General features: G+C 61.9%; 29 protein-coding genes. 15 read left to right on the top strand and 14 right to left on the bottom strand.

The annotated features are described in order from the left end of the window. Positions 1-253 precede the first annotated feature (253 nt). From ubiA to QPK31_RS21775, 4 genes are all read left to right on the top strand, one after another. On the top strand, positions 254-1108 hold the full coding sequence (ubiA, locus tag QPK31_RS21790) for a 4-hydroxybenzoate octaprenyltransferase (protein ID WP_290424979.1): 855 nt from the start codon (positions 254-256) through the stop codon (positions 1106-1108). Between the two features lie 73 nt (positions 1109-1181). Next, positions 1182-1496, top strand: coding sequence for a YqjD family protein (locus QPK31_RS21785; protein ID WP_290424978.1), 315 nt, complete (start codon positions 1182-1184; stop codon positions 1494-1496). Next, on the top strand, positions 1496-1876 hold the full coding sequence (locus tag QPK31_RS21780) for a phage holin family protein (RefSeq protein WP_290424977.1): 381 nt from the start codon (positions 1496-1498) through the stop codon (positions 1874-1876). Before QPK31_RS21785 ends, QPK31_RS21780 begins: the two co-directional genes overlap by 1 nt. Continuing rightward, the gene (locus tag QPK31_RS21775) at positions 1866-2207 is read left to right on the top strand and encodes a YqjK family protein (RefSeq protein ID WP_290424976.1); all 342 of its coding nucleotides are present in this window, start codon (positions 1866-1868) and stop codon (positions 2205-2207) included. The genes QPK31_RS21780 and QPK31_RS21775 overlap by 11 nt, the downstream gene beginning before the upstream one ends. Positions 2208-2362: 155 nt before the next feature. On the opposite strand, the gene proC is transcribed toward QPK31_RS21775, so the two are convergent. Both proC and QPK31_RS21765 read right to left on the bottom strand, forming a co-directional pair. Then, positions 2363-3196: a pyrroline-5-carboxylate reductase gene (proC, locus tag QPK31_RS21770; protein WP_290424975.1), complete on the bottom strand. Its 834-nt coding sequence runs from the start codon at positions 3194-3196 to the stop codon at positions 2363-2365. After that, positions 3193-3906, bottom strand: coding sequence for a YggS family pyridoxal phosphate-dependent enzyme (locus QPK31_RS21765; RefSeq protein WP_290424974.1), 714 nt, complete (start codon positions 3904-3906; stop codon positions 3193-3195). Before QPK31_RS21765 ends, proC begins: the two co-directional genes overlap by 4 nt. 78 nt (positions 3907-3984) lie before the next feature. Here QPK31_RS21765 and QPK31_RS21760 point away from each other — a divergent pair, with 78 nt between their 5' ends. From QPK31_RS21760 to QPK31_RS21750, 3 genes are all read left to right on the top strand, one after another. Beyond that, on the top strand, positions 3985-5028 hold the full coding sequence (locus QPK31_RS21760; protein WP_290424973.1) for a type IV pilus twitching motility protein PilT: 1044 nt from the start codon (positions 3985-3987) through the stop codon (positions 5026-5028). A gap of 9 nt (positions 5029-5037) precedes the next feature. Next, positions 5038-6174 (top strand): PilT/PilU family type 4a pilus ATPase, encoded by a 1137-nt coding sequence (locus QPK31_RS21755; protein WP_290424972.1) that lies wholly within the window; start codon positions 5038-5040, stop codon positions 6172-6174. A gap of 158 nt (positions 6175-6332) precedes the next feature. Next, entirely contained in the window at positions 6333-6815 is a 483-nt protein-coding gene (locus QPK31_RS21750) for a glutathione peroxidase (protein WP_290424971.1), read from the top strand. 18 nt (positions 6816-6833) lie between these two features. Here the strand turns inward: QPK31_RS21750 and QPK31_RS21745 are convergent, their stop codons facing one another. From QPK31_RS21745 to QPK31_RS21715, 7 genes are all read right to left on the bottom strand, one after another. After that, complete coding sequence (locus tag QPK31_RS21745) at positions 6834-7694, bottom strand: alpha/beta hydrolase (RefSeq protein WP_290424970.1); 861 nt, start codon at positions 7692-7694, stop codon at positions 6834-6836. 179 nt (positions 7695-7873) lie between these two features. Then, positions 7874-8476, bottom strand: a complete 603-nt coding sequence (locus QPK31_RS21740; RefSeq protein ID WP_290424969.1) for a hypothetical protein — start codon at positions 8474-8476, stop codon at positions 7874-7876. Positions 8477-8640: 164 nt separating this feature from the next. Further along, on the bottom strand, positions 8641-9327 hold the full coding sequence (locus QPK31_RS21735) for a pentapeptide repeat-containing protein (RefSeq protein WP_290424968.1): 687 nt from the start codon (positions 9325-9327) through the stop codon (positions 8641-8643). An 87-nt stretch (positions 9328-9414) separates the two neighbouring features. Continuing rightward, positions 9415-9729, bottom strand: coding sequence for a hypothetical protein (locus tag QPK31_RS21730; protein WP_290424967.1), 315 nt, complete (start codon positions 9727-9729; stop codon positions 9415-9417). A gap of 70 nt (positions 9730-9799) precedes the next feature. Further along, positions 9800-11035 (bottom strand): glycolate oxidase subunit GlcF, encoded by a 1236-nt coding sequence (gene glcF, locus QPK31_RS21725; protein WP_290424966.1) that lies wholly within the window; start codon positions 11033-11035, stop codon positions 9800-9802. Between the two features lie 3 nt (positions 11036-11038). After that, positions 11039-12082 (bottom strand): glycolate oxidase subunit GlcE, encoded by a 1044-nt coding sequence (gene glcE / locus QPK31_RS21720; RefSeq protein WP_290424965.1) that lies wholly within the window; start codon positions 12080-12082, stop codon positions 11039-11041. An 11-nt stretch (positions 12083-12093) separates the two neighbouring features. After that, positions 12094-13587, bottom strand: a complete 1494-nt coding sequence (locus QPK31_RS21715) for an FAD-linked oxidase C-terminal domain-containing protein (protein ID WP_290424964.1) — start codon at positions 13585-13587, stop codon at positions 12094-12096. A 75-nt stretch (positions 13588-13662) separates the two neighbouring features. Here QPK31_RS21715 and QPK31_RS21710 point away from each other — a divergent pair, with 75 nt between their 5' ends. Next, positions 13663-14217, top strand: coding sequence for a cob(I)yrinic acid a,c-diamide adenosyltransferase (locus QPK31_RS21710; protein ID WP_290424963.1), 555 nt, complete (start codon positions 13663-13665; stop codon positions 14215-14217). Positions 14218-14232: 15 nt separating this feature from the next. Next, positions 14233-15270, top strand: a complete 1038-nt coding sequence (locus QPK31_RS21705) for a rhomboid family intramembrane serine protease (protein ID WP_290424962.1) — start codon at positions 14233-14235, stop codon at positions 15268-15270. Between the two features lie 152 nt (positions 15271-15422). Here the strand turns inward: QPK31_RS21705 and QPK31_RS21700 are convergent, their stop codons facing one another. Further along, positions 15423-16049 (bottom strand): tyrosine-type recombinase/integrase, encoded by a 627-nt coding sequence (locus tag QPK31_RS21700; protein WP_290424961.1) that lies wholly within the window; start codon positions 16047-16049, stop codon positions 15423-15425. A 773-nt stretch (positions 16050-16822) separates the two neighbouring features. On the opposite strand from QPK31_RS21700, the gene QPK31_RS21695 reads away from it, so the two are divergent. Both QPK31_RS21695 and QPK31_RS21690 read left to right on the top strand, forming a co-directional pair. After that, positions 16823-17494 carry a hypothetical protein gene (locus QPK31_RS21695; RefSeq protein ID WP_290424960.1) on the top strand — a complete coding sequence of 224 codons (672 nt, stop codon included), beginning with the start codon at positions 16823-16825 and terminating at the stop codon, positions 17492-17494. A 264-nt stretch (positions 17495-17758) separates the two neighbouring features. Further along, a complete protein-coding gene (locus QPK31_RS21690) occupies positions 17759-19183 on the top strand; it encodes an MATE family efflux transporter (protein WP_290424959.1) in 1425 nt (474 codons plus the stop codon). Positions 19184-19206: 23 nt separating this feature from the next. On the opposite strand, the gene QPK31_RS21685 is transcribed toward QPK31_RS21690, so the two are convergent. Then, entirely contained in the window at positions 19207-19338 is a 132-nt protein-coding gene (locus tag QPK31_RS21685; RefSeq protein WP_290424958.1) for a hypothetical protein, read from the bottom strand. A 293-nt stretch (positions 19339-19631) separates the two neighbouring features. Here QPK31_RS21685 and QPK31_RS21680 point away from each other — a divergent pair, with 293 nt between their 5' ends. The 3 genes from QPK31_RS21680 to QPK31_RS21670 all read left to right on the top strand — a co-directional run bounded on the left by QPK31_RS21680 (position 19632) and on the right by QPK31_RS21670 (position 22499). Next, positions 19632-21314, top strand: coding sequence for an RHS repeat-associated core domain-containing protein (locus QPK31_RS21680; RefSeq protein ID WP_290424957.1), 1683 nt, complete (start codon positions 19632-19634; stop codon positions 21312-21314). A gap of 195 nt (positions 21315-21509) precedes the next feature. After that, a complete protein-coding gene (locus QPK31_RS21675; protein ID WP_290424956.1) occupies positions 21510-21884 on the top strand; it encodes a hypothetical protein in 375 nt (124 codons plus the stop codon). Between the two features lie 285 nt (positions 21885-22169). Then, positions 22170-22499 carry an RHS repeat-associated core domain-containing protein gene (locus QPK31_RS21670; RefSeq protein ID WP_290424955.1) on the top strand — a complete coding sequence of 110 codons (330 nt, stop codon included), beginning with the start codon at positions 22170-22172 and terminating at the stop codon, positions 22497-22499. A gap of 1011 nt (positions 22500-23510) precedes the next feature. On the opposite strand, the gene QPK31_RS21665 is transcribed toward QPK31_RS21670, so the two are convergent. Continuing rightward, the gene (locus QPK31_RS21665) at positions 23511-24422 is read right to left on the bottom strand and encodes a LysR family transcriptional regulator (RefSeq protein ID WP_290424954.1); all 912 of its coding nucleotides are present in this window, start codon (positions 24420-24422) and stop codon (positions 23511-23513) included. Between the two features lie 95 nt (positions 24423-24517). On the opposite strand from QPK31_RS21665, the gene QPK31_RS21660 reads away from it, so the two are divergent. Next, positions 24518-25423 carry a DMT family transporter gene (locus QPK31_RS21660; RefSeq protein WP_290424953.1) on the top strand — a complete coding sequence of 302 codons (906 nt, stop codon included), beginning with the start codon at positions 24518-24520 and terminating at the stop codon, positions 25421-25423. Between the two features lie 4 nt (positions 25424-25427). Here QPK31_RS21660 and QPK31_RS21655 read toward each other — a convergent pair whose 3' ends face one another. Continuing rightward, on the bottom strand, positions 25428-25643 hold the full coding sequence (locus QPK31_RS21655; protein ID WP_290424952.1) for a hypothetical protein: 216 nt from the start codon (positions 25641-25643) through the stop codon (positions 25428-25430). A gap of 89 nt (positions 25644-25732) precedes the next feature. After that, the gene (locus QPK31_RS21650; RefSeq protein WP_290424951.1) at positions 25733-25948 is read right to left on the bottom strand and encodes a hypothetical protein; all 216 of its coding nucleotides are present in this window, start codon (positions 25946-25948) and stop codon (positions 25733-25735) included. Positions 25949-26234 lie beyond the last annotated feature (286 nt).

Here is a 26234-nt window from a genome sequence, read left to right as displayed (position 1 = left end):
GTTTGAACTGCTCTGTGTACTTCGTCATATCACCCCAAAAAGTTGTGTCTAACTTTTTGGGGTCACTTCACTGTGTCCACGCGGTGCAACGCTTGCATGTCGAATCTCATGCCTCGTCTGTTCAACCTGTGAGACCGCGTGGACACGGGTGTCCACCCTACCCCCTCCGGCAAGCCCCGCGGAACAGTGCCAGCCGTGTTCCGTTCCAAACCCGTTAAAATCGCTGTCTTGTACACAACAAGACCGCGATTTCATGAACAAGCTGGCGCTTTATTTTCGGCTGGTCCGCGCCGACAAGCCGATCGGTATTCTTCTCCTGCTCTGGCCCACCCTCTGGGCGCTGTGGATGGCGGCCGGCGGCACGCCCCCCTGGCATGTGGTCCTGATTTTTGTCGTCGGCACCGCCCTGATGCGCTCGGCCGGCTGCGCCATCAACGACTACGCTGACCGCGACTTCGACCGCCACGTCAAGCGCACCGTCGACCGCCCGGTCACCAGCGGCCGCATCAAGGCCTGGGAAGCGGTAATGGTCGCCGCCGTGCTGGCCATCGTTTCCTTCCTGCTGATCCTGCCGCTGAACACGCTGACCAAGCAGTTGTCGGTCGTGGCCGTGATCGTGGCCGGCACCTACCCCTACTTCAAGCGCTTCTTCGCGATTCCCCAGGCCTACCTCGGCATCGCCTTCGGCTTCGGCATCCCGATGGCCTTTGCCGCCATCCAGGGCCAGGTGCCGGCCGTGGCCTGGTGGCTGCTGGTGGCGAACGTGTTCTGGGCCGTGGCCTACGACACCGAATACGCCATGGTCGACCGCGACGACGACCTCAAGATCGGCATGCGCACCTCGGCCATCACCTTCGGCCGCTACGACGTGGCCGCCGTCATGCTGTGCTACGGCGTGGCCCTGTCCATCGATTTGATTTGCGGCTGGCTGCTGGGCCTGCGCTGGTGGTTCGTCGGCGGCGTGGTGGTGGCGGCCGGCATGGCGCTCTACCACTACACCCTGATCCGCAACCGCGACCGCCTGCGCTGCTTCGCCGCCTTCCGTCACAACAATTGGTTGGGTGCGGCCCTTTTTGCCGGTGTCGCGTTAGACTATGCATTAGGATAATATTGTCCGAAATACAAATCTCCGTTCTGCCGGCAAGGCAGCGGCCAATCACCCCCTATTACGAGGCTAAAACATGATGGAAAAAATCCCGACCCAGACCGGCGCCCGCGACCAGCTCCTGGCCGACCTGAAGACCGTGATCCTGGACGCGGAAGCCTGGCTGCGCCACGGCGGTTCGCTGACCGGCGAGCAGCTCGAAGCGGCCAAGGCCAAGTTCGAGACCGCCATCACCACCGCCAAGGAAGGCCTGGCGAACCTGGAAGTCATCGAGAAATCGAAGGCCGCCGCCAAGGCCACCGACACCTACGTCAAGGACAATCCGTGGAAAGCGGTGGGCGTGGGCGCCGCCGTCGGCGTCGTCGTCGGCCTGCTGATCGGACGCCGCTGATGGCCATTGCCGCGGCGGTCGGCCGGATCGGCACGACCGTCCTGGCCATGGCGCGCACACGCCTGGCGCTGGCCGCCGTCGAGGTGCAGGAGGAAGCGCAGCGCCTGCTCGGCTACGTGGCCTGGGCGCTGTTCGCCGCCTTCCTCGGCGCCGGCGCCTTCATGCTGGTGGCCTTGTTCGTGATCGTGCTGTTCTGGGACACCCACCGCCTGCTGGCGATCGGCGGCATGGCCGGCCTGTTTGCACTGGCGGCTGTCGTGATCCTGCTGCAGGTGCGTGCACGCTTCGCGTCGCGTCCGCCGATGATGGCGGCCACGCTCGACGAGCTGAACAAGGATATCGCCTTCATCAAGGGCACGGGAGCGGCGCATGAACAGTGAGAAGAAGCCCCTGGCGGTGCGCCGCGCGCACTTGATTGCCGAGTGTGCGCAGCAGCGTGGCGACATCGCCTACGAACTGAACCTGTTGAAGGCGCCGGTCGAACGGATCAGCGGCGTCGGCCAGTCGCTGATGGCCAAGCGCAAGGCCTTGCTGGCCGGCGGCGGTGTCGCGCTCGGCCTGCTGATCGCGCGTCCGAAACCGGTGCTGGCACTGGTGGCGACCGGTGTGTCGGCGTGGAAGATCGTGCAGAATGTGCTGCCGAGCGTAATGCCGGTGGTGCAGCGGGTGTTGCCGGTGTTGCGCGAGCGATTTGGCGGGCGGTTTCAATAAACGTTGTACCGCGTGGGCACAGGGGCGCCCACCCTACGTTTGACGATGTGGCGCTATATTGAATCCGCGACGTCTAACGACACTACTACACTCAATGATCGTAGGGTGGGCGCCCCGTGCCCACGCGGTACCATGCCGGCATAACATCCGGCGCTTCAATCCGCTCCCAACTCCTCCCCCAACTCGCGCCCGCGCGCCGCTGCCGCCTGCATGGCCGCCATGATCGCCGGCTTCACGCCCGCCGCTTCCATGCTGGTAATCGCCGCATGCGTCGTGCCCCCTTTCGAGGTCACGCGCTGGCGCAGCACCTCCAGCGATTCGCTGGACTGCGTCGCCAGTTCCGCCGCGCCGGCAAACGTGGCCAGCGCCAGCGCCTTGCCCTGCTCCGCACTCAAGCCCATCTCCACAGCCGCCGCCTGCATCGCTTCCAGGAAGTAGAACACATATGCCGGTCCGCTCCCCGACACCGCCGTCACCGGATCGATCAGCGCTTCGTCATCCAGCCACACGGTCTCGCCCACCGCGCGCATCACGCTGTCGGCCGCCGCGCGCTGGGCGCCAGTCACGCCGCTTGTCGCCACCATGCCGGTGATGCCCATGCCGATCAGCGCCGGCGTATTCGGCATGGTGCGCACGATGGCGCCGTAACCGCCCAGCCAGCGCGACAGGTCCACGCTGCGGATGCCCGCCGCGATCGACAGCACCAGCGGCCCGTTATTCAACTGAGTCAACTGCGCCAGCTGCGGCGCCAGTGCGGCCGCCACGTCGCGCATCTGCTGCGGCTTCACCGCCAGCACGATCACATCGCAGGCGCCGACGGCGGCATCGATGCTTGCAGAGGTGGCCGCCCCATACTGCGCCGCGAGCTTTTCACGTGCGTCCGCATTCGGATCGACCACATGCACCTGCGCACCTGCGCCCAGGTTCTTGACCAGCCCGGCGATCAGCGCCGTCGCCATGTTCCCGCCGCCGATGAAAGCGATCTTCATTCCGAATCCTTGTGATAAGTACGTGTGCCGAAAATGGCGCTGCCGACGCGCACGATGGTCGCGCCTTCGAGAATGGCCGCCGCCATGTCGCCCGACATCCCCATCGACAGCGTGTCGACCGGCAGGCCGTCCGCGCGCAAGGCCTCGCCCAGCTTGCGCAAGCTGGCAAACGCCGCGCGCTGCAGGGCCGGGTCGGTTTGCGGTTCCGGGATCGCCATCAGCCCGCGCAGGCGCAGGTTCGGCAAGGCCGCGACCTGGCGCGCCAGCGCCGGCAATTCGTCGGGGGTGGCGCCGCTTTTCGTGGTTTCGCCGCTGATGTTCACCTGCAGACAGATGTTCAGGAGCCCCAGTTCTGGCGGGCGCTGTTCCGACAGGCGCTGCGCGATCTTCAGGCGGTCGACGGTGTGCACCCAGCTGAAATGGGTGGCGATCGGCCGGGTCTTGTTGCTCTGGATCGGGCCGATGAAATGCCACTCGACAGGCGTATCCGGTTGCGCGCGCGCCACGGCGGCGATTTTTTCGACGCCTTCCTGCAGATAGTTTTCGCCAAAGGCGCGTTGTCCGGCTGCCATCGCTTCGAGTACCGCTTCCGCCGGAAACGTCTTCGAGACAGCCAGCAGCTGGACCATGGAACGGGCCCGGTTGGCGTCCTTGACGGCGGCGGCGATTGTCGCTTCGACAGCTTGCAAGTTATCGGCGATTGTGACCATAATCGTTTTCTGTGGGCAATATTCGGGACATGCGAGAACGCTGGCCGAAGCTGCGCCCTTCACGGCACAGGATTATAAATGGACATCTCCGAATTACTCGCCTTCTCGGTCAAGAACAAAGCCTCCGACCTCCACCTCTCTGCCGGCCTGCCGCCGATGATCCGCGTCCATGGCGACGTGCGCCGCATTAACTTGCCGCCGCTCGAGCACAAGGACGTGCACGCCATGATCTATGACATCATGAACGACGGCCAGCGCAAGCAGTACGAAGAGGTGCTGGAGTGCGACTTCTCGTTCGCGATTCCGGGCCTGGCGCGCTTCCGCGTCAACGCCTTCAACCAGGAACGCGGCGCCTCCGCCGTGCTGCGTACGATTCCGTCGAAGATCCTGTCGCTGGAAGAACTGAACGCACCGCGCATCTTCGGCGAACTGGCCCTGAAGCCGCGCGGCCTGGTGCTCGTCACCGGCCCGACCGGCTCGGGCAAGTCGACCACGCTGGCCGCGATGGTGAATCACCTGAACGAAAACGAGTACGGGCACATCCTGACGATCGAAGACCCGATCGAGTTCGTGCACGAATCGAAGAAGTGCCTGATCAACCAGCGCGAAGTCGGCCCGCACACCCTCTCCTTCAACAACGCCCTGCGCTCGGCGCTGCGCGAAGACCCGGACGCCATCCTGGTCGGCGAGCTGCGCGATCTCGAGACGATCCGTCTCGCTTTGTCGGCGGCCGAAACCGGCCACCTGGTGTTCGGCACCCTGCACACCTCGTCGGCCGCGAAGACCATCGACCGTATCGTCGACGTTTTCCCGGCCGAGGAAAAGGAAATGGTACGCGCGATGCTGTCGGAATCGCTGCAGGCCGTGATTTCGCAGACCCTGCTGAAGACCAAGGACGGCTCGGGCCGTGTGGCGGCGCACGAGATCATGCTCGGCACGCCGGCGATCCGCAACCTGATCCGCGAAGCCAAGATCGCCCAGATGTACTCGGCCATCCAGACCGGCAGCAACGCCGGCATGCAGACCCTGGACCAGAACCTGACCGACCTGGTGCGCCGGAATATCATCTCGAGCAGCGCGGCGCGTTCGGCTGCGAAGATTCCGGAAAACTTCCCCGGCTAAGGAGCACGCATGGAACGCGACCAGGCCTCAAAATTCATGTTCGACCTGCTGCGCCTGATGGTCAGCAAGGGCGGCTCGGACCTTTTCATCACCGCCGGCTTCCCGCCCGCGATCAAGATCGACGGCCGCATGACACCGGTGTCCAGCCAGCCGCTGACGGCCGCCCACACGGCCGACCTGGCGCGTTCGATCATGAACGACAAGCAGACCGCCGGCTTCGAGCTGACGCGCGAAGCCAACTTCGCGATCAGCCCGGGCGACCTGGGGCGCTTCCGCGTTTCGGCATTCGTGCAGATGAGCAGCGTCGGCATGGTGTTGCGGACGATCACCACGCAGATCCCGAAGTTCGAGGACCTGGGCCTGCCCGAGGTGCTGAAGGACGTGATCATGGCCAAGCGCGGCCTGGTGATCATGGTCGGCGCCACCGGCTCGGGCAAATCGACGACGCTGGCGGCGATGGTCGGCTACCGCAACGAGAACAGCTACGGCCACATCATCACCATCGAGGACCCGGTCGAATTCGTCCACCCGCACAAGAACTGCGTGATCACGCAACGCGAAGTGGGCGTGGACACCGACAGCTTCGAGGCGGCCCTGAAGAACTCCCTGCGCCAGGCGCCGGACGTGATCCAGATCGGCGAGATCCGCGACCGCGACACCATGGAACACGCGATCGCCTTTGCCGAAACCGGCCACCTGTGCCTGGCCACCCTGCACGCCAACAGCGCCAACCAGGCGCTCGACCGCATCATCAACTTCTTCCCCGAAGAGCGCCGCCAGCAACTGCTGATGGACCTGTCCCTGAACCTGCGCGGCCTGGTGTCGCAGCGCCTGATTCCGAAGAAGGAAGACAAGGGCCGCGTGGTGGCGATGGAAATCATGCTCAATTCTCCGCTGATCTCGGACCTGGTCTTCAAGGGCGAGGTCCACGAGATCAAGGAGATCATGAAGAAGTCGCGCGAGCTGGGCATGCAGACCTTCGACCAGGCGCTGTTCGACTTGTACGAGGCGGACAAGATCTCGTACGAAGACGCGCTGCGCAATGCGGACTCGGTGAACGACTTGCGTCTGACGATCAAGCTCAATTCCAAGCACGCGAAGAACCGCGATTTCTCGGCGGGGACCGAGCATCTCGGGCTGGTGTAATCGTAGGGTGGACGGCTCTGCCGTCCACGCGTCCCACCGGCGCCAAGGCTTTCGCGAAGAATCTTGCGGATGTTGAACGCGTGCACGGGAAACCCGTCCACGCTACCTTCCTCCGGCAAATGCTGGGACATGCCAGCATGTGTTGGTATGATCGAGCCATGAACGTTTTCGACTTCTCCGCCAACGCCCTCGACGGCACGCCTGTCGACCTGTCGTCCTACCGCGGCCAGGTGCTCCTGATCGTCAACACCGCCAGCGGCTGCGGCTTCACGCCGCAATACCGTGGCCTGGAAACCATGCACCGCGACTACGGCGAGCGCGGCTTCGAGGTGCTGGGCTTCCCCTGCAACCAGTTCGGCAAGCAGGAAAGCGGCAGCGAGGCCGAGATCGGCCAGTTCTGCGAACGCAACTTCGGCGTCAGCTTCCCGCTGTTCGCCAAGATCGACGTCAACGGCGCCAACGCCCATCCCCTGTTCCGCCACCTCAAGCGCGAAGCGCCCGGCATCCTGGGCACGCAAGGGGTCAAGTGGAACTTCACCAAGTTCCTCGTCAACCGCGACGGCAGCGTGGTCAAGCGCTATGCGCCGAACACCAAGCCGGAAGAAATCCGGGACGATATCGAGCAATTGCTGGCGCGCTGAGCCGCCCCGATCCGGCCTCTAGGCCATGCCCGCCGACGCCGTACGCGGCAAATGCTGCCTGATCCAGTGCGTGGTATCGGCCAGCACATCCTCCTTGCCGTAGTCGTTCAGCAGGTCGTGGTAATGCCCTTCGTAGAGCTTCAGGGTCTTGTCCACCGACCCCGCATGCTCGTAGAAGAACTGGCTGCCCGCCGGCACGGTTGCCTTGTCGACGGTGCCGTGCATGATGAAGACCGGCAGCGTGATCTGGTCGAACGACTTCTTCAGGCGGTCGTCGGCGCGCGCCAGCGCGGCCACGGTGCTGGCCGGCTGCACTTCGCCGGCGATCAGCGGATCGTTGTTCAGCGCGCGCACCGCTTCCGGGTCGCGCGAAAACTCCTCGTTGTGCAGCCTGAGCACGCCCAGGTGGGGGGCGATGTGGCTCAGGCCCTTGATCACCGACAGCGCGATGTCGGGCGCAGGAACCTTGAAGGCGAAGCTTTCGCAGATGAAGCCGTCGAGCTCGGCCTGGTGCTCGAGCGTGTAGACGCAGGACACCACGCCGCCGGCCGAATGCCCGAGCAGGAACACGGCCAGGCCGGACTCGCGGGTCTTGGCCAGGTCGATCAGGGTGGCGAGGTCGCCGACGTATTCCTCGATGTCCTCGACATAGAAGCGCTCGCCGCTCGACTTGCCGCGCCCGCGCAGGTCCAGCGCATAGACCACGAATCCGCTGTCCGCCAATTGGCGCGCCGTCCAGTCGTACTGGCCGCTATGCGAATTCACGCCATGGCAGATCACGACCAGGGCGCTGGGCTGGCCGGCCGGACGCCAGCTGCGGAAGAAGATCTGATTGCCGTCCTTGCCGTTGACGGTTTCTTCGCTCGAATCGATAGCCATGACAAATCCCCTGAGGAAATGACGGCGCCGATGCCGCCGGTCCCTCAGCGTAGACCGATCTTGCGCGTTTTCGGTCGATGGACGTGCGAAGCCTGATATAGCGCAAAAAATGGCGAATCAGGCCCGCTCGAAACACGCCAAAAAGCCCGCCGAAGCGGGCTCCGTGCCAGCGCGCAGGATTATTGCTGGGTGGTCGGCGTGGCCGGGGTCGGTGCGGACTGGGTATCGACCGGGGTCATCGGATTGGTCGGCGGCACGGTCGATGCCGGGGCCGGGGCCAGGCCGGTTTCGGTCGGCGTGGTGGTTGGCGGCGTCATCGGTGCCGGCGAGGTCATCGGGGTCGAGCTTGGGGTCGGCGCCATGTCGCTGCCGCCCTGGGAGGTTGCCGAGGTCGAGCTCGAGCCGGTAGCCGTGTTGGTCGACGAATTGGTGTCGGCCGTGTTGTCGGTCTGGGCCGTGCCCGATGCCGTTGCGGCGACGCTGCCGGACTTGCTGCTGTCCTTGTGCGACTTGGCCTTGGCCTGCTTGTCGGACTTGGCTTGCTTTTCCGACTTGGTTTGCTTGTCGGATTTCTTGGTGGTCGCCGGCTCGGCCTGGGCAACCACGGTGTTGTTCTTGCTGTCGGCCTTGACGGTCGACTTCAGGTCCTTGTTATCCACCAACACGGCGGTCTTTGCATCCATTTTCTCTGCATTCACTTTCGCGACGGGCGTGGCCGGCGATTGGGCAAAGGCGGCGCTCGCGAACAGACCGGCGATCAGGGTAGCGATAGTTTTTTTCATGGTGCAGCTCCTCTTGGTTGTTTTGTCAGTAGACGTTTGATTGTCACTCCACCAAGAACGGTGTGGCGCACTGGACTGTTGACAGCGTTAACATTCGCTTACAACGCTGGCATTTGCTTACATCCTGCGCAATTCCTGTTGCCACGTGCAACCACTTCCGCGGTTCAGGCCACGTTCAGCCCCATTGCCCTGACCAGCTCGGCCGCCTGGCGCGGCGAGATTGTTGCTCCCACGAACAACTTGGCGTTCACCAATTTCAAACCACCCAGGTCGGCCTCGCGCAGGTCGGCGCCATCGAAACGCGTGTCCTTGATGTGGGCGTCGCGCAAGCCGCCGCCCTCGAACACGGCGTCGCGGAAGTCGCAGCCCGACAAATCGGCATCCGCGAAATCCAGCCCCACCAGCTTCATCTTGCGGAAGGACATGCGGCGCAGGTCGGCGCCGACCAGCAGCGTGTCTTCGAACGACAGGCCGAGGTAGCTCACCTCTTCGAAATTCGCGCCGGTCAGCTTGCAGCTGCGAAAACTCGCCGAGGCCAGCTTGGCGCGGCGCCAGCTGCTGTTGTTCAGGTCCGAGGAAGCGAAGCGCGCGTCGACCAGGTCGGCGGATTCGAAGTCGGCGTGGCCCGCGCGGCAGCGCTGCCATTGCGTGCGCGCCAGCCTGGCGGCGTAGAACGAGGTCTCGAGCAGCGCGCAGCTGCGGAAGCTCGCTTCCTGCAAGTCCAGGCGCGAGAGGTCGGCGCCGGACAGGTCGCAGTCGTCGAAGACGAGCGCGGCGTTTTCGAGCAGCAGCTGTTCGACGCGGGCGCGGTCCGGCGTTTCGCCGGTGATGGTGATGATGGGGCGCGGCATGGCTCTGGTCATGGTTGCGGAGGCCAGCAGCATACACGCTCGCCCCGCGCGGCGTAACGGCGTTTGAAGCGAAGTTCTAACGCGCTGTCAGCGTGTCTCGATCTCGGCCGTGCCGTGGATGACGCAGGCGCGGTTCACGTCTTCGAGGAAGCGGATCGCCTCGCTCATCGACAGGCTGGACGGAATCAGGCGCGCCAGCGCGGCTTCCTCGCTGACCCGGTCCAGGCCATAGGCGATGCTGCGCGAGACGTCGCGCGCCGGCTTGCCGTCGCTGTTGTAGAGCGCGTCGTAGACGCCGACTTCTTCCCACAGGGGCACGAAGCCGGGGCTGGTGGAATCCTCGAACACGATCGCGGGGGCGCTGCCGCCTTCTTCGCGCACGAGGCGGAATACGAAACTCATTGCTTGCTCTTGAAGATCAGGATGGGACGGATGCTAACACGCCCGCCCCAGCCTTGCCGACCGGCCCGATTCAGCCTGCCGCGACAGGCACCAGATGCCGGTCCAGCAGCTCGATCCAGTGCGTCACCGGCGTCGCGGTGCCCGATTGCAGGTGCGTCACGCAGCCGATATTCGCCGACACGATCTCCCCCGCCCCGGTGGCCTCCAGGTTCGCCAGCTTGCGGTCGCGCAGTTCGTGCGCGATTTCCGGATGCAGCACCGAATAGGTGCCGGCCGAGCCGCAGCACAGGTGGCTGTCGGCGCACAGCACCACGTCGATGCCGGCGGCGCGCAGCACGCCTTCGACCTTGCCGCGGATTTGCTGGCCGTGCTGCAGTGTGCACGGCGGATGGAAGGCCACGCGCTGGCCGCCTTTCCTGTCGGCCTGCAGCGCCAGCTGGGCTTCGAACTGCGGCAGGATCTCGGACAGGTCGCGCGTCAGCATCGAGATGCGCGCCGCCTTTGCCGCATAGTGCGGATCGTGGGCCAGCAGGTGGCCGTATTCCTTGACCGTGACGCCGCAGCCCGAAGCCGTCATCACGATCGCCTCGACCTGTTCGACATACGGCCACCAGGCGTCGATATTCCGGCGCATGTCGTCCAGCCCGCCCGCCTGGTCGTTCATGTGGTAACGCACCGCGCCGCAGCAGCCGGCCCTGGGCGCCACCAGCAGCTGCACGCCGACGGCATCGAGCACGCGCGCGGTGGCGGCGTTGATGTTCGGCGCCATGGCCGGCTGCACGCAGCCCTCCAGCACCAGCATCTTGCGCGCGTGGCTGCGCGTGGGCCAGCGGCCGGCGGCGCGGGCCGGCTGCAGCTTGTCCTGCAAGTCCTTCGACAGCAGCGGCCGCGCCAGCGTGCCCGTCTTGTGCGCGACCTTGAACAGGCTTGTTCGCGGCAGGAATTCCTTGAGCGTGGTGCGCTTGATGCGGTTGCCCAGCGTGCGCGGCACGCGTTCTTCCACCACGCGGCGGCCGATGTCGACCAGGCGCCCGTACTTCACGCCCGAAGGACAGGTCGATTCGCAATTGCGGCAGGTGAGGCAGCGGTCCAGGTGCAGCTGGGTCTTGCGCGTCGGCTCGGCGCCTTCCAGCACCTGCTTGATCAGGTAGATGCGCCCGCGCGGGCCATCGAGTTCGTCGCCCAGCAATTGATAGGTCGGGCAGGTGGCGGTGCAGAAGCCGCAGTGCACGCAGGCGCGCAGGATGGCTTCGGCCTCGTCGCCGTCCGGCGTGCCCTTGATGAAATCGGCGAGATTGGTTTGCATGGTCTAGAACATCCGTCCCGGATTGAAGATCTGCGCAGGGTCGAAGGACACCTTCAGACGCGCGTGGATGCGCGCCACCGCCGGCGCCAGCGGCTGGAACACGCCCACGCTTTTATCGCCGCCACGGAACAGGGTCGCGTGGCCGCCCGCCGCCGACGCGGTGCGGCGGATGGTCTCGGCATCGGCACTCTGCGCACGCAGCCAGCGCTGCGCCCCGCCCCACTCGATCAGCTGTTCGCCTTTTAACACGATAGCGCCGGTTGTGGACGGCAGCGACAGGCGCCACAGCGGCATGTCCCCGGCGAAGAAGGCATGGCGCTGTTCGCGCAAGGATGCCCAGAAGGCCGCGCAATCCGGCATCACCTGCCCGCCCAGCGACTTCACGGCCGCATCCACCGCCGCCTGCGCGCCGGACAGCCGCAGCGCCAGCACGCCCGCATGCCAGCAACTGGCGGAGATGGGCAGCGGCTGGCCGCCCCATTCGTTCAGCCTGCGGATGGCGTCGATTTCGCCGATCTCGAAGCGCAGCGTGGTCTCGGCAAAAGGACGCGGCAGCACTTTCACCGACGCCTGCGTGATCAGCCCGAGCGTGCCGAGCGAACCGGCCAGCAGGCGCGAGACGTCGTAGCCGGCCACGTTCTTCATCACCTGGCCGCCGAAGCGCAGCAGCTCGCCCTTACCGTCCAGCAGCTCGGCGCCGAGCACGAAGTCGCGCAGGGCGCCGCTGCTGGCGCGGCGCGGGCCGGACAGGCCCGCCGCGATCGCGCCGCCAAAAGTGGCACTGTCGCCAAAGTGTGGCGGCTCGAAGGCGAGCATCTGGTTCTGTTCGGCCAGCACGGCCTCGATCTCGGCGAGCGGTGTGCCGCAGCGCGCCGTGATCACGAGTTCCGTCGGCTCGTAGTCGACGATGCCCGTGTGCCCGCGCGTATCGAGGATCTCACCTTCGAATGACTGACCGTACCAGTCCTTCGTACCACCGCCGCGGATGCGCAGCTTGCCGCCGTTCGCAACGGCCGCGCGCACCTGTTCCCTGAATGTCTCGATCATCTGTTGTGTTCTTAAAAACGCGGCAAATCGGGGAAAGGCAGCACGCCGCCGCTCACGCGCATCTTGCCGAATTCGGCGCAGCGGTGCGGCGTGGGGATGGCTTTGTCCGGATTGAGCAGCATCGGTGCATCAAAGGCGCGTTTCACGGCGAAGAAGGCGTCCAGCTCCAACCGGCCGAACTGCACGCACATCGAATTGATCTTCTCCATGCCCACGCCATGTTCGCCGGTGATCGTGCCGCCGACTTCCACGCACAGCGCCAGGATCGCAGCGCCGAATGCTTCCGCGCGTTCGAATTCGCCCGGCTGGTTCGCATCGAACAAAATCAGCGGGTGCAGATTGCCGTCGCCGGCGTGGAACACGTTCGCGCAGCGCAGGCCGTAGGTCGTCTCCATGCCCTCGATCCCGGTCAGCACTTGCGCCAGGTTCTTGCGCGGGATGGTGCCGTCCATGCAGTAGTAATCCGGCGAGATGCGCCCCGCCGCCGGGAAGGCGTTCTTGCGGCCGGACCAGAAGCGCATCCGCTCCGCCTCGCTTTGCGACACCGCGATGGCGCTGGCGCCGGCTGCCTGCAGCACCGCCGTCATGCGCTCGATTTCCTCGGCCACCTCCAAAGGCGTGCCGTCGGCCTCGCACAGCAAAATTGCGGCGGCGTCGGTGTCGTAGCCGGCGCGGACAAAAGGCTCGACCATGCGCGACGAGGTCCGGTCCATCATCTCCAGGCCGGCCGGGATGATGCCGGCCGCGATCACGCTGGCCACGGCGTTCCCGCCAGTGACCACGTCATCGAAACTGGCCATGATGACTTGCGCCGCCGCCGGCTTCGGCACCAGCTTTACCGTCACTTCCAATACGATGCCGAGCATGCCTTCGGAACCGATGAAGACGGCCAGCAGATCCAGGCCCGGCGCATCCAGCGCTTCACCGCCAAGTTCGATGACATCGCCGTCGATGGTGGCCACGCGCACGCGCAGCACGTTGTGCACGGTGAGGCCATATTTCAGGCAGTGCACGCCGCCCGAGTTCTCGGCCACGTTGCCGCCGATGGTGCAGGCGATCTGCGAGGACGGATCGGGCGCGTAATACAAACCGTATTGCGCCGCCGCTTCGGAAATCGCCAGGTTGCGCACGCCCGGCTGGACGATGGCGGTGCGCGCGTAGGCATCGACCTTGACGATGCGGTTCAGGCGTGCGGTGGAAACCACCACGCCGTCATGGATCGGCAGCGCGCCGCCCGACAGGCCGGTGCCGGCGCCGCGCGGCACGATCGGCACGTTCAATTCACGGCAGACGGCGAGGATGGCCAGCACCTCGGCTTCGCTGGATGGCAGCGTGACGATCATCGGCAGCTGGCGGTAGGCCGCCAGGCCGTCGCATTCGTAGGGGCGCGTGTCTTCGGGATCGTGCAGGACCGCGCGTGCCGGCAGCCTGGCGCGCAGGGCCGCGGCAACCTGTTCACGACGTTCCGGCGGCGCGCTGAGAGGAGCTTGGAGAGGGGCGGACATGCTGAGGATTGTAAGCACAATCACATCGTTTTGTCGTATCCTCGGGCTATCTTTTTTTATGGTCTGGACATAATCATGGGCAATCGACTTTCTAAAATCGCCACACGCACCGGCGACGACGGCAGCACCGGCCTCGGCGACGGCAGCCGTACCGGCAAGGACAGCGCGCGCATCCACGCGCTGGGCGAAGTCGACGAACTGAATTCCTTTGTCGGCCTGCTGCTCTGCGAAGACATGCCGGCGGACCTGCGCGAGGAACTGGTCTCGATCCAGCACGACCTGTTCGACCTGGGCGGCGAGCTGTGCATCCCCGGCTACCAGATGATCAAGGACGAACACGTGGCGCGCCTCGACGGCCTGCTGGAAAAATACAATGCCGACCTGCCGATCCTGAAGGAGTTCATCCTGCCGGCCGGCTCGCGCGCGGCCTCCACCGCCCACGTCTGCCGCACCGTGTGCCGCCGCGCCGAGCGCGCCATCGTCGCTTTGTCCAAGACCGACACGCTCAACCCGCAGCCGCGTCAATACGTGAACCGCCTGTCGGATCTGATGTTCGTGCTGGCGCGCGTGCTGAACCGGTTTGCCGGCGGCAGCGACGTGCTGTGGAACCACGAGCGCAAGCGCGGCTGATTCAAAAGGACTTGCATGGCGGGCGCCCACGTTTTCAAGCTGCGTTTCTACATGGCCGGGTCGAACTGGCCGACCAATCCTTTCCAGTACCGCGGCAAGGGCGCGATCGAGATCGGCGACGATTTCGTGATCCTGCGCGGCAGCCGGCATCGCTCCTTCCGCATGCCGCGGCGCGAGGAGCAGCGCCTGCGCACGGTCGACATCGTCAACGTGGTGGCCAGCGGCAGCGATGTCTGGTTCGACGTGCTGGGCGTGAAGGAAGACCTGACGATCGGCTTCAGCGTGGAAGATGCCGCCACCGCCGACCGCATCGTCGCCCTGCTGCCCGCGCGCCAGACCGCAGCCTTTGCCGAGGCCCACGCCGAGCAGGAGGTCTTCCATGACCGCATCGATTACTGGAGCCCGTCAACACCCGTGATCTGGGGCCTGCTGGCGGCGAACATCGGCATCTTTGCGCTGATGTGGCTGGCCCGCCAGCGCTACCAGACCTTCCTCGAAGGACCGCTGCGCCAGCTGTTCGCGCTGAACCCGGATGCCTCGGCCATCCTGCAGGCGCAGCAGCTGGTCGAATGGGGCTCGAACTACGGCCGCCTGACGCTGAAGGGCGAGTGGTGGCGCCTGTTCACCTCGATGTTCCTGCACGGGAGCATCTGGCACATCGGCTTCAACATGCTGGCCTTGTGGCAGGTGGGGCAAGTCACCGAACGCATTTTCGGCAGCGTGCGCTTTGCGGGCCTGTACGTACTGGCGGGCCTGTCCGGCAGCCTGGCCAGCGTGCTGTGGAATCCGCATGTGAACAGCGTCGGCGCCTCGGGCGCGATCTTCGGCATCATCGGCGGCCTGCTCGCCTTTTTGGGCCGCAAGGACAGCGGCGTGCCGCCCACGGTGGTGGCAGACCTGCGCGGCTCGATGATCCCCTTCCTGCTCTTCAGTTTGTGGATGGGTTTCATCTATCCGCACACCGACAATGCGGCGCATATTGGCGGTTTGATCGGCGGCTGGCTGGCGGGGCATTTGCTGGCGCGGTCGATTCATTTGCCGGAGCGCGCATAAGAATGGCTGACCAGATTTCTACATTGCGCTGACGGCGGCAGGGCCGCAAACTGAGCCTTACCAATCGTCTGCTATCGGGCCAATTGCCGACTGTAGTCCGGGATCATAACAGGCGACCGGCTAGCCTCTGCTGCAGTCGGCTAACGGCCTGGTCAGACTTCGGTCTGCTCCGCGATCTCAAGGGCATCATCGACCTCGATCCCAAAATATCTGACGGTGCTCTCGAGCTTAGTATGCCCAAGAAGCAACTGAACTGCTCGAAGATTTTTCGTTCGCCGGTAGATGAGAGTCGCTTTTGTTCTGCGCATCGAGTGTGTTCCGTAAGCGGTCGCATCCAGCCCGATCGATTCCACCCACCTGGTAACAATACGCGCGTACTGGCGGGTAGACAGGTGTGGCGACTCGCTCACTCGGCTTGGGAACAGGTACTGGCTTCCGGACAGCTGACGCCGCTCGATCCAGGCAAGCACTGATTGCCGGGTCTGATCCGTAATCTCGAACTGAACGGGCCGGCCAGTTTTACGCTGCATGACGATCGCGCGGTGAAAGATGCTTCGCCCCTGCGAGATGTCCTTGAGGCGCAGACTGACGAGGTCGCAGCCACGCAGCTTACTATCGATAGCGAGGTTGAACAGCGCGAGGTCCCGCACCCGCGCGGACAACTGTAGACGAATGCGAATCGCCCAAATTTCCCGTAACTTCAACGGGAGCTTTTGCCCGACAAGACGTCCCTTGTTCCAGGGCCCTGCACTTTTGGCTTTGCTAGAAATCGAATCCATGAGGCCTCCGTGGTTGTGGAGTTCCATTGTGGGCACCTAGTGGCCCAGCAACCCTTAGCGCAGCCTTTGCTTGCTTTGGGAACAACCACGGCCTTACACTGAGCTGTATTGAACGGCCGAGATCGGCCCACATCAGACGTTCCCGCAGATACGAAACCTGCCTACCACCACATGAGCGTTCCAATTTCGCGGTCATCCTGGTCTGTCTCAAGTCAACGAACCGACGGCCATTACGACCATCACGCGACTGAATATGAGTCGTTGCGGTGCCAGTGCCGTGGATGCGGTGTCACTTTCGTTTTCACTGCGGAACGACAGCAGATCGCATACGAAGTCGAGAAAAAGTATGTCTGGTGGCGACCATCATATTGCGATGCCTGTGCCGCCCGGCTTAAGGATCTACAAGCTCGCAATCGAAGCTACCAAGCTCGTTGGGACGGTGACCGACTGGGCCTGAAGGGGGATAAAGCGTTTCTCAGCGCTTGGCTCGGCGTTTTAAGAGAAATGTCGGGACTGGGCAAAGGGAACCCATCTATGGAAACCCATCTGGCACGACTCTTAGACAGATGAGTGCTCGTCAAGGACGGCAAGCAGTACCAATGTCAGCAATGTGTCGAATCTCGCCACTCGCGTTGCCCATGACATCCTCTCGGCGATAAGCTGATATCGTTTTGCGACAGGCAAGCCCCCCGAAATTGATCTTTTGTCTGGAGTAAACTGAAGACGACCGTTAATAAGCTATTATTTTCCTCGGCCTTCCACACACCTTCATCATGCGCCGCCTTGCCATATTCCTGTTTACCCTCGCCACTCTGGTCTCATCGAATGTGCATGCCGTTCCAGGTTCGCGCTGTGCCAACGATGACTTCCTGCTGCATCGGGATACCCTCAAGACTGCCAAGGTGACCTTGCCGGTATTCGCCCACTTCTGCTACCGCGACGATAGCGGCGATCACGTGGTGTACCTGACCGAAAGCGGAGACCGGCGCTACGATGGCAAAACCTTGTCGAGTAAAATCGGCGCGCACTTGTTCACGATACATGCTGGGCCAACCCTGACGGCCAAGGGCACGGTCAGCGATGGCGCACCGATAGAAATGGCTGGCGTGCAGTGGTGGACCAAGCTGACCGAGTTAAACGATATCGACGGCGACGGACTGGTTGATCCGATCCTGGTTTACCGCTTCTACGCCAGTAAGGACGGAAAGATGGTGAATGATCCTTTCGAAGGGCGGCTGAAGATCATCGCTTTTCACCGTGACACCAAGGCCGCCATCCGGGCAATCACGGGCGAGCTCGACCTGCAACGCTCGACCACAGCCAGCGCCCCCTACTTCCAGCTGCCGCCTGTCCTGCAAATGCACCTGGTGCGCAAGATGAGCCGGATGTATGACGAAGACATGTTTGGCTTCGACAATAGTCATGCCTTTAAGCCTCTAGAATAATGTCAAGTACGCAACCCGCTACGCTGACGTGAACGGCTGATGCGAGTTCAACCCGTCGTCTGTGATCCGGACGAGACTTCGGTGCCGCCAGGCCTTCACCTCGGCTATATTCCGCCCCATCAATAATCTGCTGAGTTTTACTGGCCGGCAGAGCAGCACAGAGCCAGACTTCCGCCGGTGCGCATCATTCACCTGCCGAAGCACACCAAAGCTAGCCGAGTCTGCCGGACATCATGCTTCGCCCGGATGGCTTAGCATGAAACCATGAAAACCGACGGCAAGACCCTCTTCCTGGAAGGCTCGATCCCGCGTGCGCTCGTCACGCTGGCCGTGCCGATCATGCTCGCCAACCTGCTGCAAACCGGCTACCAGCTGACCGACGCCTTCTGGGTCGGCCGACTGGGCGCCTCGGCAGTGGCGGCGATTTCCGTCAGCTTCCCAGTCACCTTCCTGGTGATTGCGCTCGGTTCCGGCCTGGCCATGGCCGGCGCCACCATGGCCGCGCAATACGTCGGCGCCGGGCGCCAGGACATGGTCAATCATGTGGCGGCGCAGACCATGCTGATGGTCGTCATCACCTCGATCGTGTTCGGGGCGATCGGCTTCGTGCTGGCCCCTACCCTGCTGCGTTTGCTGGGCGTGGCGCCGGAGGTCTACAGCGGCGCGCTCGGCTTCCTGCGCGTGTCTTTCGTGGGCATCCTGTTCGTGTTCATGTACGCGATGTTCCAGGCGCTGATGCGCGGCGTCGGCCAGACCCGCATTCCCCTGATGATCGTGGCCGGCACGGTGCTGCTGAACTTCGTGCTCGATCCGCTGTTCATCTTCGGCTGGGGACCGGTTCCCGGCCAGGGCGTAATGGGCGCGGCGTATGCGACCCTGATCACGCAGGCGCTGGCCGCGGGCCTGGGCATGCTGGTCTTCCTGCGCGGGCGGCATGGCATTGCGCTGTCCTGGAGCGGTTTCAAGCCCGATCCGGTGTATCTGAAGCGCGCCTTCTTCCTCGGCCTGCCCGGGTCGGTGGAGCTGTCGACGCGCGCGCTCGGGCTGATGGTGATGTCCTTCCTGGTGGCCAGCTTCGGCACGCTGGCAATCGCCACCTACGGCGTCGGCTCGAACATCCTGCAGGTGATCACGATTCCGGTGATGGGCATTGCGATGGCGGTGGCGACCCTCGTTGGCCAGAACATCGGCGCCGGCAACATGGCGCGCGCCGAGCGCATTACCTGGCTCGGCACGGTGGCCAGCTTCGCCATCCTGACGCTGCTGGGCGGCATCGCCTGGCTGTGCGCGCCCTGGCTGGTGCGCTTCTTCATTCCCGACGATCCGGCGGTGATCGTCGACGGCGCCCACTTCATCCGCATCATGTGCCTGGCCTGGGGCGGCATCGGCATCCAGCTGTGCATCGTGTCGGCCTTCCGCGCTTCCGGGAACATGCTCAATGCGATGATCATCGCGATGGTGTCGCAGTGGATGATCCAGTTCCCGCTGGCCTACGTGCTGGCGAAGCACACCACGCTGGGCGCGGACGGCTTGTGGTGGTCGTTCCCGGTGACGAATGTCGCCGTGGCGCTGGTGTCGGTGGCGTGGTTTGCGCGCGGCAGCTGGAAGACGGTGCGGCTCACCGAGGATGACAGGCAGGTGGCCGAGGTGGCCAAGGAGACGATGGTGGAGGAAGGCAGCTTGCGCTGAGGCCTTCCCCTTGCTTTACGTGCTTATTTTTGGGACAGGCTCTTGGTGTTGTTCTTGAAGAAGAACAGTGCCGCTGCGACCGAGGTCAGGAATACGGCCACCCCGAGCGGGTCGACGCGCACATCGACCGTGACCTTCACATCTACGTTTTTCACAGCTTCCTCCATAGTGGACCTCCGATAAGTTAACAAAAACTATAGCAAAGGTCGGAAGCATTCGTGATTCAGTAGAAAACGGGAGCACGACCAATCGCGCTCATGCGTTCAAGCAGCTTGTGAGCCCGTACGAAGAGGCAAGCCCGTCCGGTCGTGCAGCGTGCTGTTTGCGGTCAAACAGGAGCGCAAACATGCCGAGGACGCTGTCCGGGCTTCCTGTCGTCCGCAAGAGTCAGTTTCACTGATCCGATCGACTTAACGCCGATTTTTATACGTACACCGACTTCGGCGAAGTGGCCAGCAAGACCCAGACTGTCACTGCGAGCAGCAAGTCGCTGGTACACAGCGTCGCGTATGGGTACGGCACCAGCGGCAGTGCTACCGGCAAGCTGAGCAGTGTGACTTACCCGAGTGGCAATCAGGTCAATTACCGCTATGACGCCGCGGGCCGCGTGAGTGCGATTACCATTCATCCAGTCAACGCCAATGGCGTTGGTACCAATGCAAGCGTCGAGTACGCGCTACTGAGCAACGTCGAGTATGCCGCGCATGGCCCGGTCAAAGGCTGGCAATGGGGCAATAGCACCGAAGCCAACCCGAATGCCTATAGCCGCAGCTACGACCTTGATGGGCGAATCACCGGTTACAACCTAGGCAATCCCTTGGGTACCGGCAGCTGGCGTACGCTGACCTGGGACGCTGCGAGCCGCATCAGAGCCTATACGCATACTGGGGCTGGAACCAGCACCTCGGTCCTTGACCAAAGCTTTGAATACGACCATCTTGACCGGCTGACTCGATTCACCAGCAGCGCCGCAACCCAGGCTTATAGCTATGACGCCAACGGCAACCGGACAAGTTTCAGCATCGGGGGCACCACCTATTCGAACACGATCGCGGCCGACAGCAACCGCCTGGTTGGCACGACCGGCCCTCTTCCCGCAAAGTCCAATACCTACGACCTTGCAGGCAATCTGACAAATGACACGTCGATTACCTTCACCTATACCGCGCGCGGCCGCATGAGTAGCGCCACGGCGGGAACGGCGAAGACGTCGTATCTCTACAATGGGTTGGGACAGCGTGTCCGGCAGGTGAAAGGGACGACAGTCAATCCGACGGGATTGCTGGTGTACGATGAAGCAGGACATATCATTGGCGAATACAACAGCTCGACTGGTAAAGCGAGTAAGGAGTTTATCTATCTCGGCGATACGCCGGTCGGGGTGCTCGAGCAGGTCATCACGGGCGCGGTCCCGAGCGAGGCTTATGCAACAAATGTGTATTTTGTCTATACCGATCATTTGGATACGCCTCGCGTTATCACTCGCTCGTCTGACGGCCACACTGTGTGGCGCTGGGACAATGGGGATCCGTTCGGTTTGCTGCCGCCGAACGAGAACCCGGCTGGGCTTGGAATATTTACCTTCAACCTCCGCATGCCGGGGCAGTACTATGACAAGAGCACGAATCTGTTCTACAACTACTTCAGGGATTATGATCCGCAGCTGGGTAGGTATTTGCAGAGCGATCCGATTGGGTTAAGAGGGGGCATCGATACATATATTTACGTAAATGGCGATCCACTCACTTGCATTGATCCTTCAGGTTTGATCCAATTAGGCACGATCCAATGTGATGGGAATGGAAATTACGAGATTGTTAATCATGACCAAAGTCTTACTAGACGTTGCACTCAAAGGCATGACGAAATCCATTTGGAGGACTGGAAGAAGCGTTATGGTCCAAATTCGTGCAAAGGACCCAGCGGGAAAAATTTACCAAGAGGATCTCTTCCCATGCATCAGGTTAACGGCATCAGTTATAGAGATTTCGCCCGTGACTCTGAGTGCCGCGCGTATTCGGCATCAATGGAGTGCGTGACGTCATGTAAAACTGGAAGCGCTACGCTTTATGTCCAAAGATTGATGTTTGAAAAAAATTACTGCACCCAATACAACTCATGGAGGCAGTAGATTTGTTTTACATACTAAATTCTTCTTACTATTATTATGCCGGCTGGAATTAATTTAAGTTCACTCAAGGTGTCATCAATGTTGAGATATCTAGTATTTCTTTGCATATTCACATTTACGTACCAAGCAAATGCTTGCACATGTTCGGGGTTACCTTTAAGCACAAAAACAGCACGACAGGCAAAGCATGTTTTTATGTTTCAACTTGTAAGCGCAAAGACAAGGACTGATCAGAACAAGGAACCGAATATCGTCGGCGAAGTGAAAACTTTTGATCGCCTGCGGGGTAATGGGAAACTTCCAACAGAAGTCCGATTCTCAACGAATAAGTGTTGTGGAACTCGTCTGGATGTCGGAGGGTATTTCGTGGCGTTCCTTCCAAATATCGGAAAAACATTTACTGCGGATAATAACAATGTAATTGAAATCGGGAAAGAACATCCATTAAACGAAAGTATAGGATTAATACAAGCTGTTCTCGAAGGGTCAAGGACTTTAGAAGAAAACTTCTCTAGAGAATACCTAGATCGCGTAGAGCAGTTCCCTATTCAACCTCCTTGCAGCTTATGATCGTATATTGTCGAAACGCGCTTTGAACTTAGTCAAAGGCGGGGGGACATCTGACGCGATTGCTGGTGTACAAAGAAGCAGAACATATCATTGGCGAATAAAAAAGATCGACTGGCAAAGCGAGTAAGAAGTTCATCTATCTCGGTGATACGCCGGTTGGAGTGCTCGAGCAAGTCATCACGGCGAGGCGCCGAACGAGGCTCACGCAACAAATGTGTATTTCGTCTATACCAATCATTTGGATACGCCTCGCTTTATCACCCGCTCGCCTGACGGCCAGACGGTGTGGCGCTGGACAATGGGGATTTTTTCGGTTTGCTGCCGCCGAACGAGAACCCGGCTGGGCTTGGAATATTTACCTTCAACCTCCGCATGCCGGGACAATACTATGACAAAAGCACGAACCTGTTCTACAACTACTTTAGGGATTATGATCCGCAGTTAGGCCGGTATGTGCAGAGTGACCCTATTGGATTAGAAGGCGGTATTAATACTTACAACTATGTCGAAGCGAACCCAACGTCGAAGACTGATCCTAAGGGACTTCAACCCAGCCAAGAAGGATACCCTACACCACAACCACAGCGCCCCTCGCTTATTCATTATGTTATCTAAATTTGCATGTTCCAAAGATGTCTAACAATTAGGATTTTTAACACTTTAGCTCAAGCCCGATTCGAGGCTCCCCACGCGAACACTCCCGGATTAGATGTGGCATCGTATTAATCCTCCCAAGCAAGGTAGATCGCAGGGCACAGGTGCTTAGGCGAGGCCACCTGATGTTAATCCTGGCAGAAATTGCAATGGAAACTGTAATCCATGCCCCCAACCAGCCTAGCCTTATTCATCAAGGAGACACTCACGGATCGACCGGTGGCTTTCACGCTCATCAGTGGCAATACCGCCAGGCCCCGGATTGCACATGCAGAGCAGGTAAGGAAAGTTGGTAATTATGAAAAATTTAAATGGTGCAATGAATGCTTATCGCGAAGCGACGAGACACCTTTGAAACTCAACGTTCTCGCATCGACGAATCGTTTCGATTCGGCTCAGCCCTGGACATATTTCAAGAGATTGACAAACTGCTGTTTCGTGCGCTTGTATGTGAACCTCACGAACTCGAATACAAGGCAAAACCAAGCCTTGCTTCTATCTAAGAAAGTAATTAGCGAGGGCAACTGAATGCTGACATCATACCCTAGTAAAAACTTCTTCACAGATGTAAAAAACACGTTGTTAAAAAATGAGCGGTTTCGAATTGCTATAAAAAAAGGCTGGAGATCCAGATTGCTTGCACAAGAAGTAGAAAGTTGGATTCTGCAAAATCTGGAGTGTCGTTTGATGGAAAGGCTGGAAAAAGCCCTTCGTTGTTTTGCAACGTGTTTATGATGCCTTTTCTCTCAATGCACTGGCTCGCTTTATCATCTCATTATCGAATGAACTATTTTATAGAGGATGAGCAAGTCATTTGTGAGTATGTTCCTGATTCTGGTGATGCCTAGCACGGTAATGATGAAGTCTACTTTTCCGCTGTCAAAAGCACCCTCTCTCTTAATGTCAGCAAAAAGAGCGCGTGCAGGAAAGGGGCTTTGGACATTCTAAAATAGGCAAAGCGCCGTTGGATGGCTAACCGCCGATCGTCTCAAGCAAATAGTCGATGAACACCCTCACCTTCGGCGGCAGGAAGCGGTTCTCGAGATACACCGCATACAGCTTGTCGCCCGTGTGTCCCTGCGGCGTCCACGCGGGTAGCACCTGCACGGCGGCGCCGCTGCGCAAGTCCTCCCCCACCACATAGGTCGGCAGCAGCGCGATGCCGCCGCCGCGCAGCATCGCCAGGTGCAGGGCCACGCTGCTGTTGGCGGACAGCGCGCTGTCCACCTGCACGCTGGCCGTGCCGTCAACGCCGTCGAACTGCCAGGTGAGCGGCGCACCGCCGGCGCCGAAGCTGAGGCAGCGGTGCTGCGCCAGCTCCTCGATGCGCGCCGGCGTCCCGTGCTGCGCCACATAGGCCGGGGTGGCGGCCAGCACGTAGCGGATGCTGGCGATCGGACGCGCCACGGCGCTCAGCATGTCAATGCGCGATGCCAGGCGCAGGGCGAGGTCGACGTTTTCCTCGACCAGGTCGACGTAGCGGTCGGTGAGGCTCAGCACTACGCGAATATCGGGATAGCGCTCCATGAAGGCAGGCAGCAGGCCGGCCAGGCAGGTGGTGCCGAAGGCCATCGACGCGCTCACGCGCAGCGTGCCGCCCGGCCCCGTCTGCAGGCCGGCGGCCGTGGCTTCCAGGGCACGCGCTTCTTCCAGCATGCGCAGCGCGTGCTGGTAGATCGCGCTGCCGGCCTCGGTGAGGCCCAGCTTGCGCGTCGAGCGGTTCAGCAGCCTGGCGTGCAGATTCTTTTCCAGGTTCGCCACCTGCTTGCTGACGTTGGCCTTGGTCGTACCCATCTGGCGCGCTGCCTCGGAAAACGAACCGCTGTCGACGACCCGGACAAAGGCCCAGACATCGGAAAAGTCGCGTGGCTGCATCTCGCTCATCGTATCGCCCTTGGAAACAATCGGTTGCCTGATAACTGGATTGTATCGCGGCAGTATTCGGCCTAAGCTGGAAAGATCAACCACCGGAGAACTCGATGACCACGCTCAGGCTTGCCCCTCCCGCCTCCTCCACCCTCGCCCGCGTCACCGGCCTGGCCCTGCCCCTGCTCTTCATTGCGATGTGGAGTTCCGGCTACGTAGTCGGCAAGCTGGCCGTGCCGTATGCCGGGCCGTTCACGCTGCTGGCGATCCGCTTCGGACTGGCTTCATTCGTGCTGCTGATCGTGGCGCTGGCGGTGCGCGCGCCGTGGCCGGCGAACCGCAGGCAGTTCGGGCACCTGGTGGTGGTCGGCCTGCTGATCCAGGCGCTGCAGTTCTCGGGCCTGTACACGGCGCTGAAGCTGGGCGTGTCGGCGGGCGAATCGGCGCTGATCGTCGGCACCATGCCAGTGTTCACGGCGCTCGGCGCGGCGTTCGTGTTCAGCGAGCGCCTGGGCGCCAAACAGTGGCTGGGCATGGCGGGCGGCGTGATGGGCGTGGTGCTGGTGGTGTGGCACAAGCTGGGCACGGGCAGCGCGGGCGTCGGCGCCTATGCCGCAGCTGTGGTGGCGCTGGCCGGGGTCACGCTCGGCACGCTGTACCAGAAGAAGTTCTGCGCCGGGATGGACTTGCGCACCGGCGGCTTCGTGCAGCTGGCGGTGGCCACGCTGGTGGCCCTGCCCGTGTCGCTGCTGGTGGAAGGCCTCGACGTGCGCTGGACGCCGGCGATGCTGTTTGCGTCCGGATGGCTGGCGGTCGTGAATTCGATCGGCGCGACCAGCCTGCTGTTCCTCATGATGCGCAAGGGAGAAGCGAGCAAGGTGGCGAGCCTGTTCTACCTGATTCCGGGCGTGACGGCGTTGATGGCCTTTGCGCTGCTGGGCGAGACCCTGAGCGCGATGACGCTGGCCGGCTTCCTGGCGACGGCGGGTGCAGTCTACCTGTGCACCCGCGCGCGTTGAACGGTTACGGGATGTCGCCGGTGCCGTCCCAGCCGTCGCACATCGCCGCGCACATGCTCATCCGGTGGCCGCAGTAGTTGAGGGTGAAGTTACCGCGCGACAGGCAGTCTTCGTACTGGTCCCAACAGGTCTGGAAGCAGGTGTTGTAGTCGGTGTCGGCATGGGCGTAGGAAGCACTCAGGCCGAGTGCGAAGAGGAACAGGCCAAGCTTCTTTTTCAATTCGATTCTCCCTCATGATCGAGACGGTGTGCTGCGCACGGCGGCCGCCGTCTGGTACGGCCGCCGGCTTTCGGTGCGACGAAACGTGATCAGGGAATCGGGCCGTTTCCGTCCCAGCCATCGCACATCGCCGAGCAGACGCTCATGCGGTTCTGGCAGTAGTTCGGGGTGAAGTAGCCGCGCGACATGCAGTCCACGTATTTGGCGTGGCAGTCCATGATGCAGGCGGTGTCGTCATCATAGGCATAGGCATAGGAAGCACTCAGGCCGAGTGCGAACAGGAACAGGCCGAATTTCTTTTTCAATGCAATTCTCCCTTGGCGATCGAAGACGCGGTCATGGACGATCTGCTGCGCGCGGCGGCCGTTGTCCGGGACGGCCGCCGGCTTTCCGGTGGTGCGGAAACCGGGCCTGGTGCTGGGTGGCGTTGCTGTGACGTTATCGTGGTTTGGGGGAAGGACGAACTAGTAGAGTTGAGAGGTGGGTGGTTTGCGGATCGTTTTCGACATGCAGTGTTGGGTACGAGTACCCACCCTACCGGAACCACGTACGTAGGGTGGGTACTCGTACCCACCATTCGTGCTTGTGCAG

It is taken from the genome of Massilia sp. YIM B02769 (assembly GCF_030411995.1).
GTDB lineage: Bacteria > Pseudomonadota > Gammaproteobacteria > Burkholderiales > Burkholderiaceae_D > Telluria.
Note: the sequence above shows the minus strand (reverse complement) of the source record. Positions and strands in the feature narration are given on the sequence as shown.

Excerpts from the sequence above, each read along its gene's own strand:
- QPK31_RS21675 (WP_290424956.1), top strand. The coding sequence starts at position 21,510 with ATGTTTCAACTTGTAAGCGCAAAGACAAGGACTGATCAGAACAAGGAA.
- QPK31_RS21760 (WP_290424973.1), top strand. The coding sequence starts at position 3,985 with ATGGACATCTCCGAATTACTCGCCTTCTCGGTCAAGAACAAAGCCTCC.
- QPK31_RS21765 (WP_290424974.1), bottom strand. The coding sequence starts at position 3,906 with ATGGTCACAATCGCCGATAACTTGCAAGCTGTCGAAGCGACAATCGCC.
- proC (WP_290424975.1), bottom strand. The coding sequence starts at position 3,196 with ATGAAGATCGCTTTCATCGGCGGCGGGAACATGGCGACGGCGCTGATC.
- glcF (WP_290424966.1), bottom strand. The coding sequence starts at position 11,035 with ATGCAAACCAATCTCGCCGATTTCATCAAGGGCACGCCGGACGGCGAC.
- QPK31_RS21690 (WP_290424959.1), top strand. The coding sequence starts at position 17,759 with ATGAAAACCGACGGCAAGACCCTCTTCCTGGAAGGCTCGATCCCGCGT.
- glcE (WP_290424965.1), bottom strand. The coding sequence starts at position 12,082 with ATGATCGAGACATTCAGGGAACAGGTGCGCGCGGCCGTTGCGAACGGC.
- QPK31_RS21730 (WP_290424967.1), bottom strand. The coding sequence starts at position 9,729 with ATGAGTTTCGTATTCCGCCTCGTGCGCGAAGAAGGCGGCAGCGCCCCC.
- QPK31_RS21710 (WP_290424963.1), top strand. The coding sequence starts at position 13,663 with ATGGGCAATCGACTTTCTAAAATCGCCACACGCACCGGCGACGACGGC.
- QPK31_RS21695 (WP_290424960.1), top strand. The coding sequence starts at position 16,823 with ATGCGCCGCCTTGCCATATTCCTGTTTACCCTCGCCACTCTGGTCTCA.
- QPK31_RS21660 (WP_290424953.1), top strand. The coding sequence starts at position 24,518 with ATGACCACGCTCAGGCTTGCCCCTCCCGCCTCCTCCACCCTCGCCCGC.
- QPK31_RS21705 (WP_290424962.1), top strand. The coding sequence starts at position 14,233 with ATGGCGGGCGCCCACGTTTTCAAGCTGCGTTTCTACATGGCCGGGTCG.
- QPK31_RS21700 (WP_290424961.1), bottom strand. The coding sequence starts at position 16,049 with ATGGATTCGATTTCTAGCAAAGCCAAAAGTGCAGGGCCCTGGAACAAG.
- QPK31_RS21755 (WP_290424972.1), top strand. The coding sequence starts at position 5,038 with ATGGAACGCGACCAGGCCTCAAAATTCATGTTCGACCTGCTGCGCCTG.
- QPK31_RS21750 (WP_290424971.1), top strand. The coding sequence starts at position 6,333 with ATGAACGTTTTCGACTTCTCCGCCAACGCCCTCGACGGCACGCCTGTC.
- QPK31_RS21780 (WP_290424977.1), top strand. The coding sequence starts at position 1,496 with ATGGCCATTGCCGCGGCGGTCGGCCGGATCGGCACGACCGTCCTGGCC.
- QPK31_RS21745 (WP_290424970.1), bottom strand. The coding sequence starts at position 7,694 with ATGGCTATCGATTCGAGCGAAGAAACCGTCAACGGCAAGGACGGCAAT.
- ubiA (WP_290424979.1), top strand. The coding sequence starts at position 254 with ATGAACAAGCTGGCGCTTTATTTTCGGCTGGTCCGCGCCGACAAGCCG.
- QPK31_RS21775 (WP_290424976.1), top strand. The coding sequence starts at position 1,866 with ATGAACAGTGAGAAGAAGCCCCTGGCGGTGCGCCGCGCGCACTTGATT.
- QPK31_RS21785 (WP_290424978.1), top strand. The coding sequence starts at position 1,182 with ATGATGGAAAAAATCCCGACCCAGACCGGCGCCCGCGACCAGCTCCTG.
- QPK31_RS21740 (WP_290424969.1), bottom strand. The coding sequence starts at position 8,476 with ATGAAAAAAACTATCGCTACCCTGATCGCCGGTCTGTTCGCGAGCGCC.
- QPK31_RS21665 (WP_290424954.1), bottom strand. The coding sequence starts at position 24,422 with ATGAGCGAGATGCAGCCACGCGACTTTTCCGATGTCTGGGCCTTTGTC.
- QPK31_RS21715 (WP_290424964.1), bottom strand. The coding sequence starts at position 13,587 with ATGTCCGCCCCTCTCCAAGCTCCTCTCAGCGCGCCGCCGGAACGTCGT.
- QPK31_RS21735 (WP_290424968.1), bottom strand. The coding sequence starts at position 9,327 with ATGCCGCGCCCCATCATCACCATCACCGGCGAAACGCCGGACCGCGCC.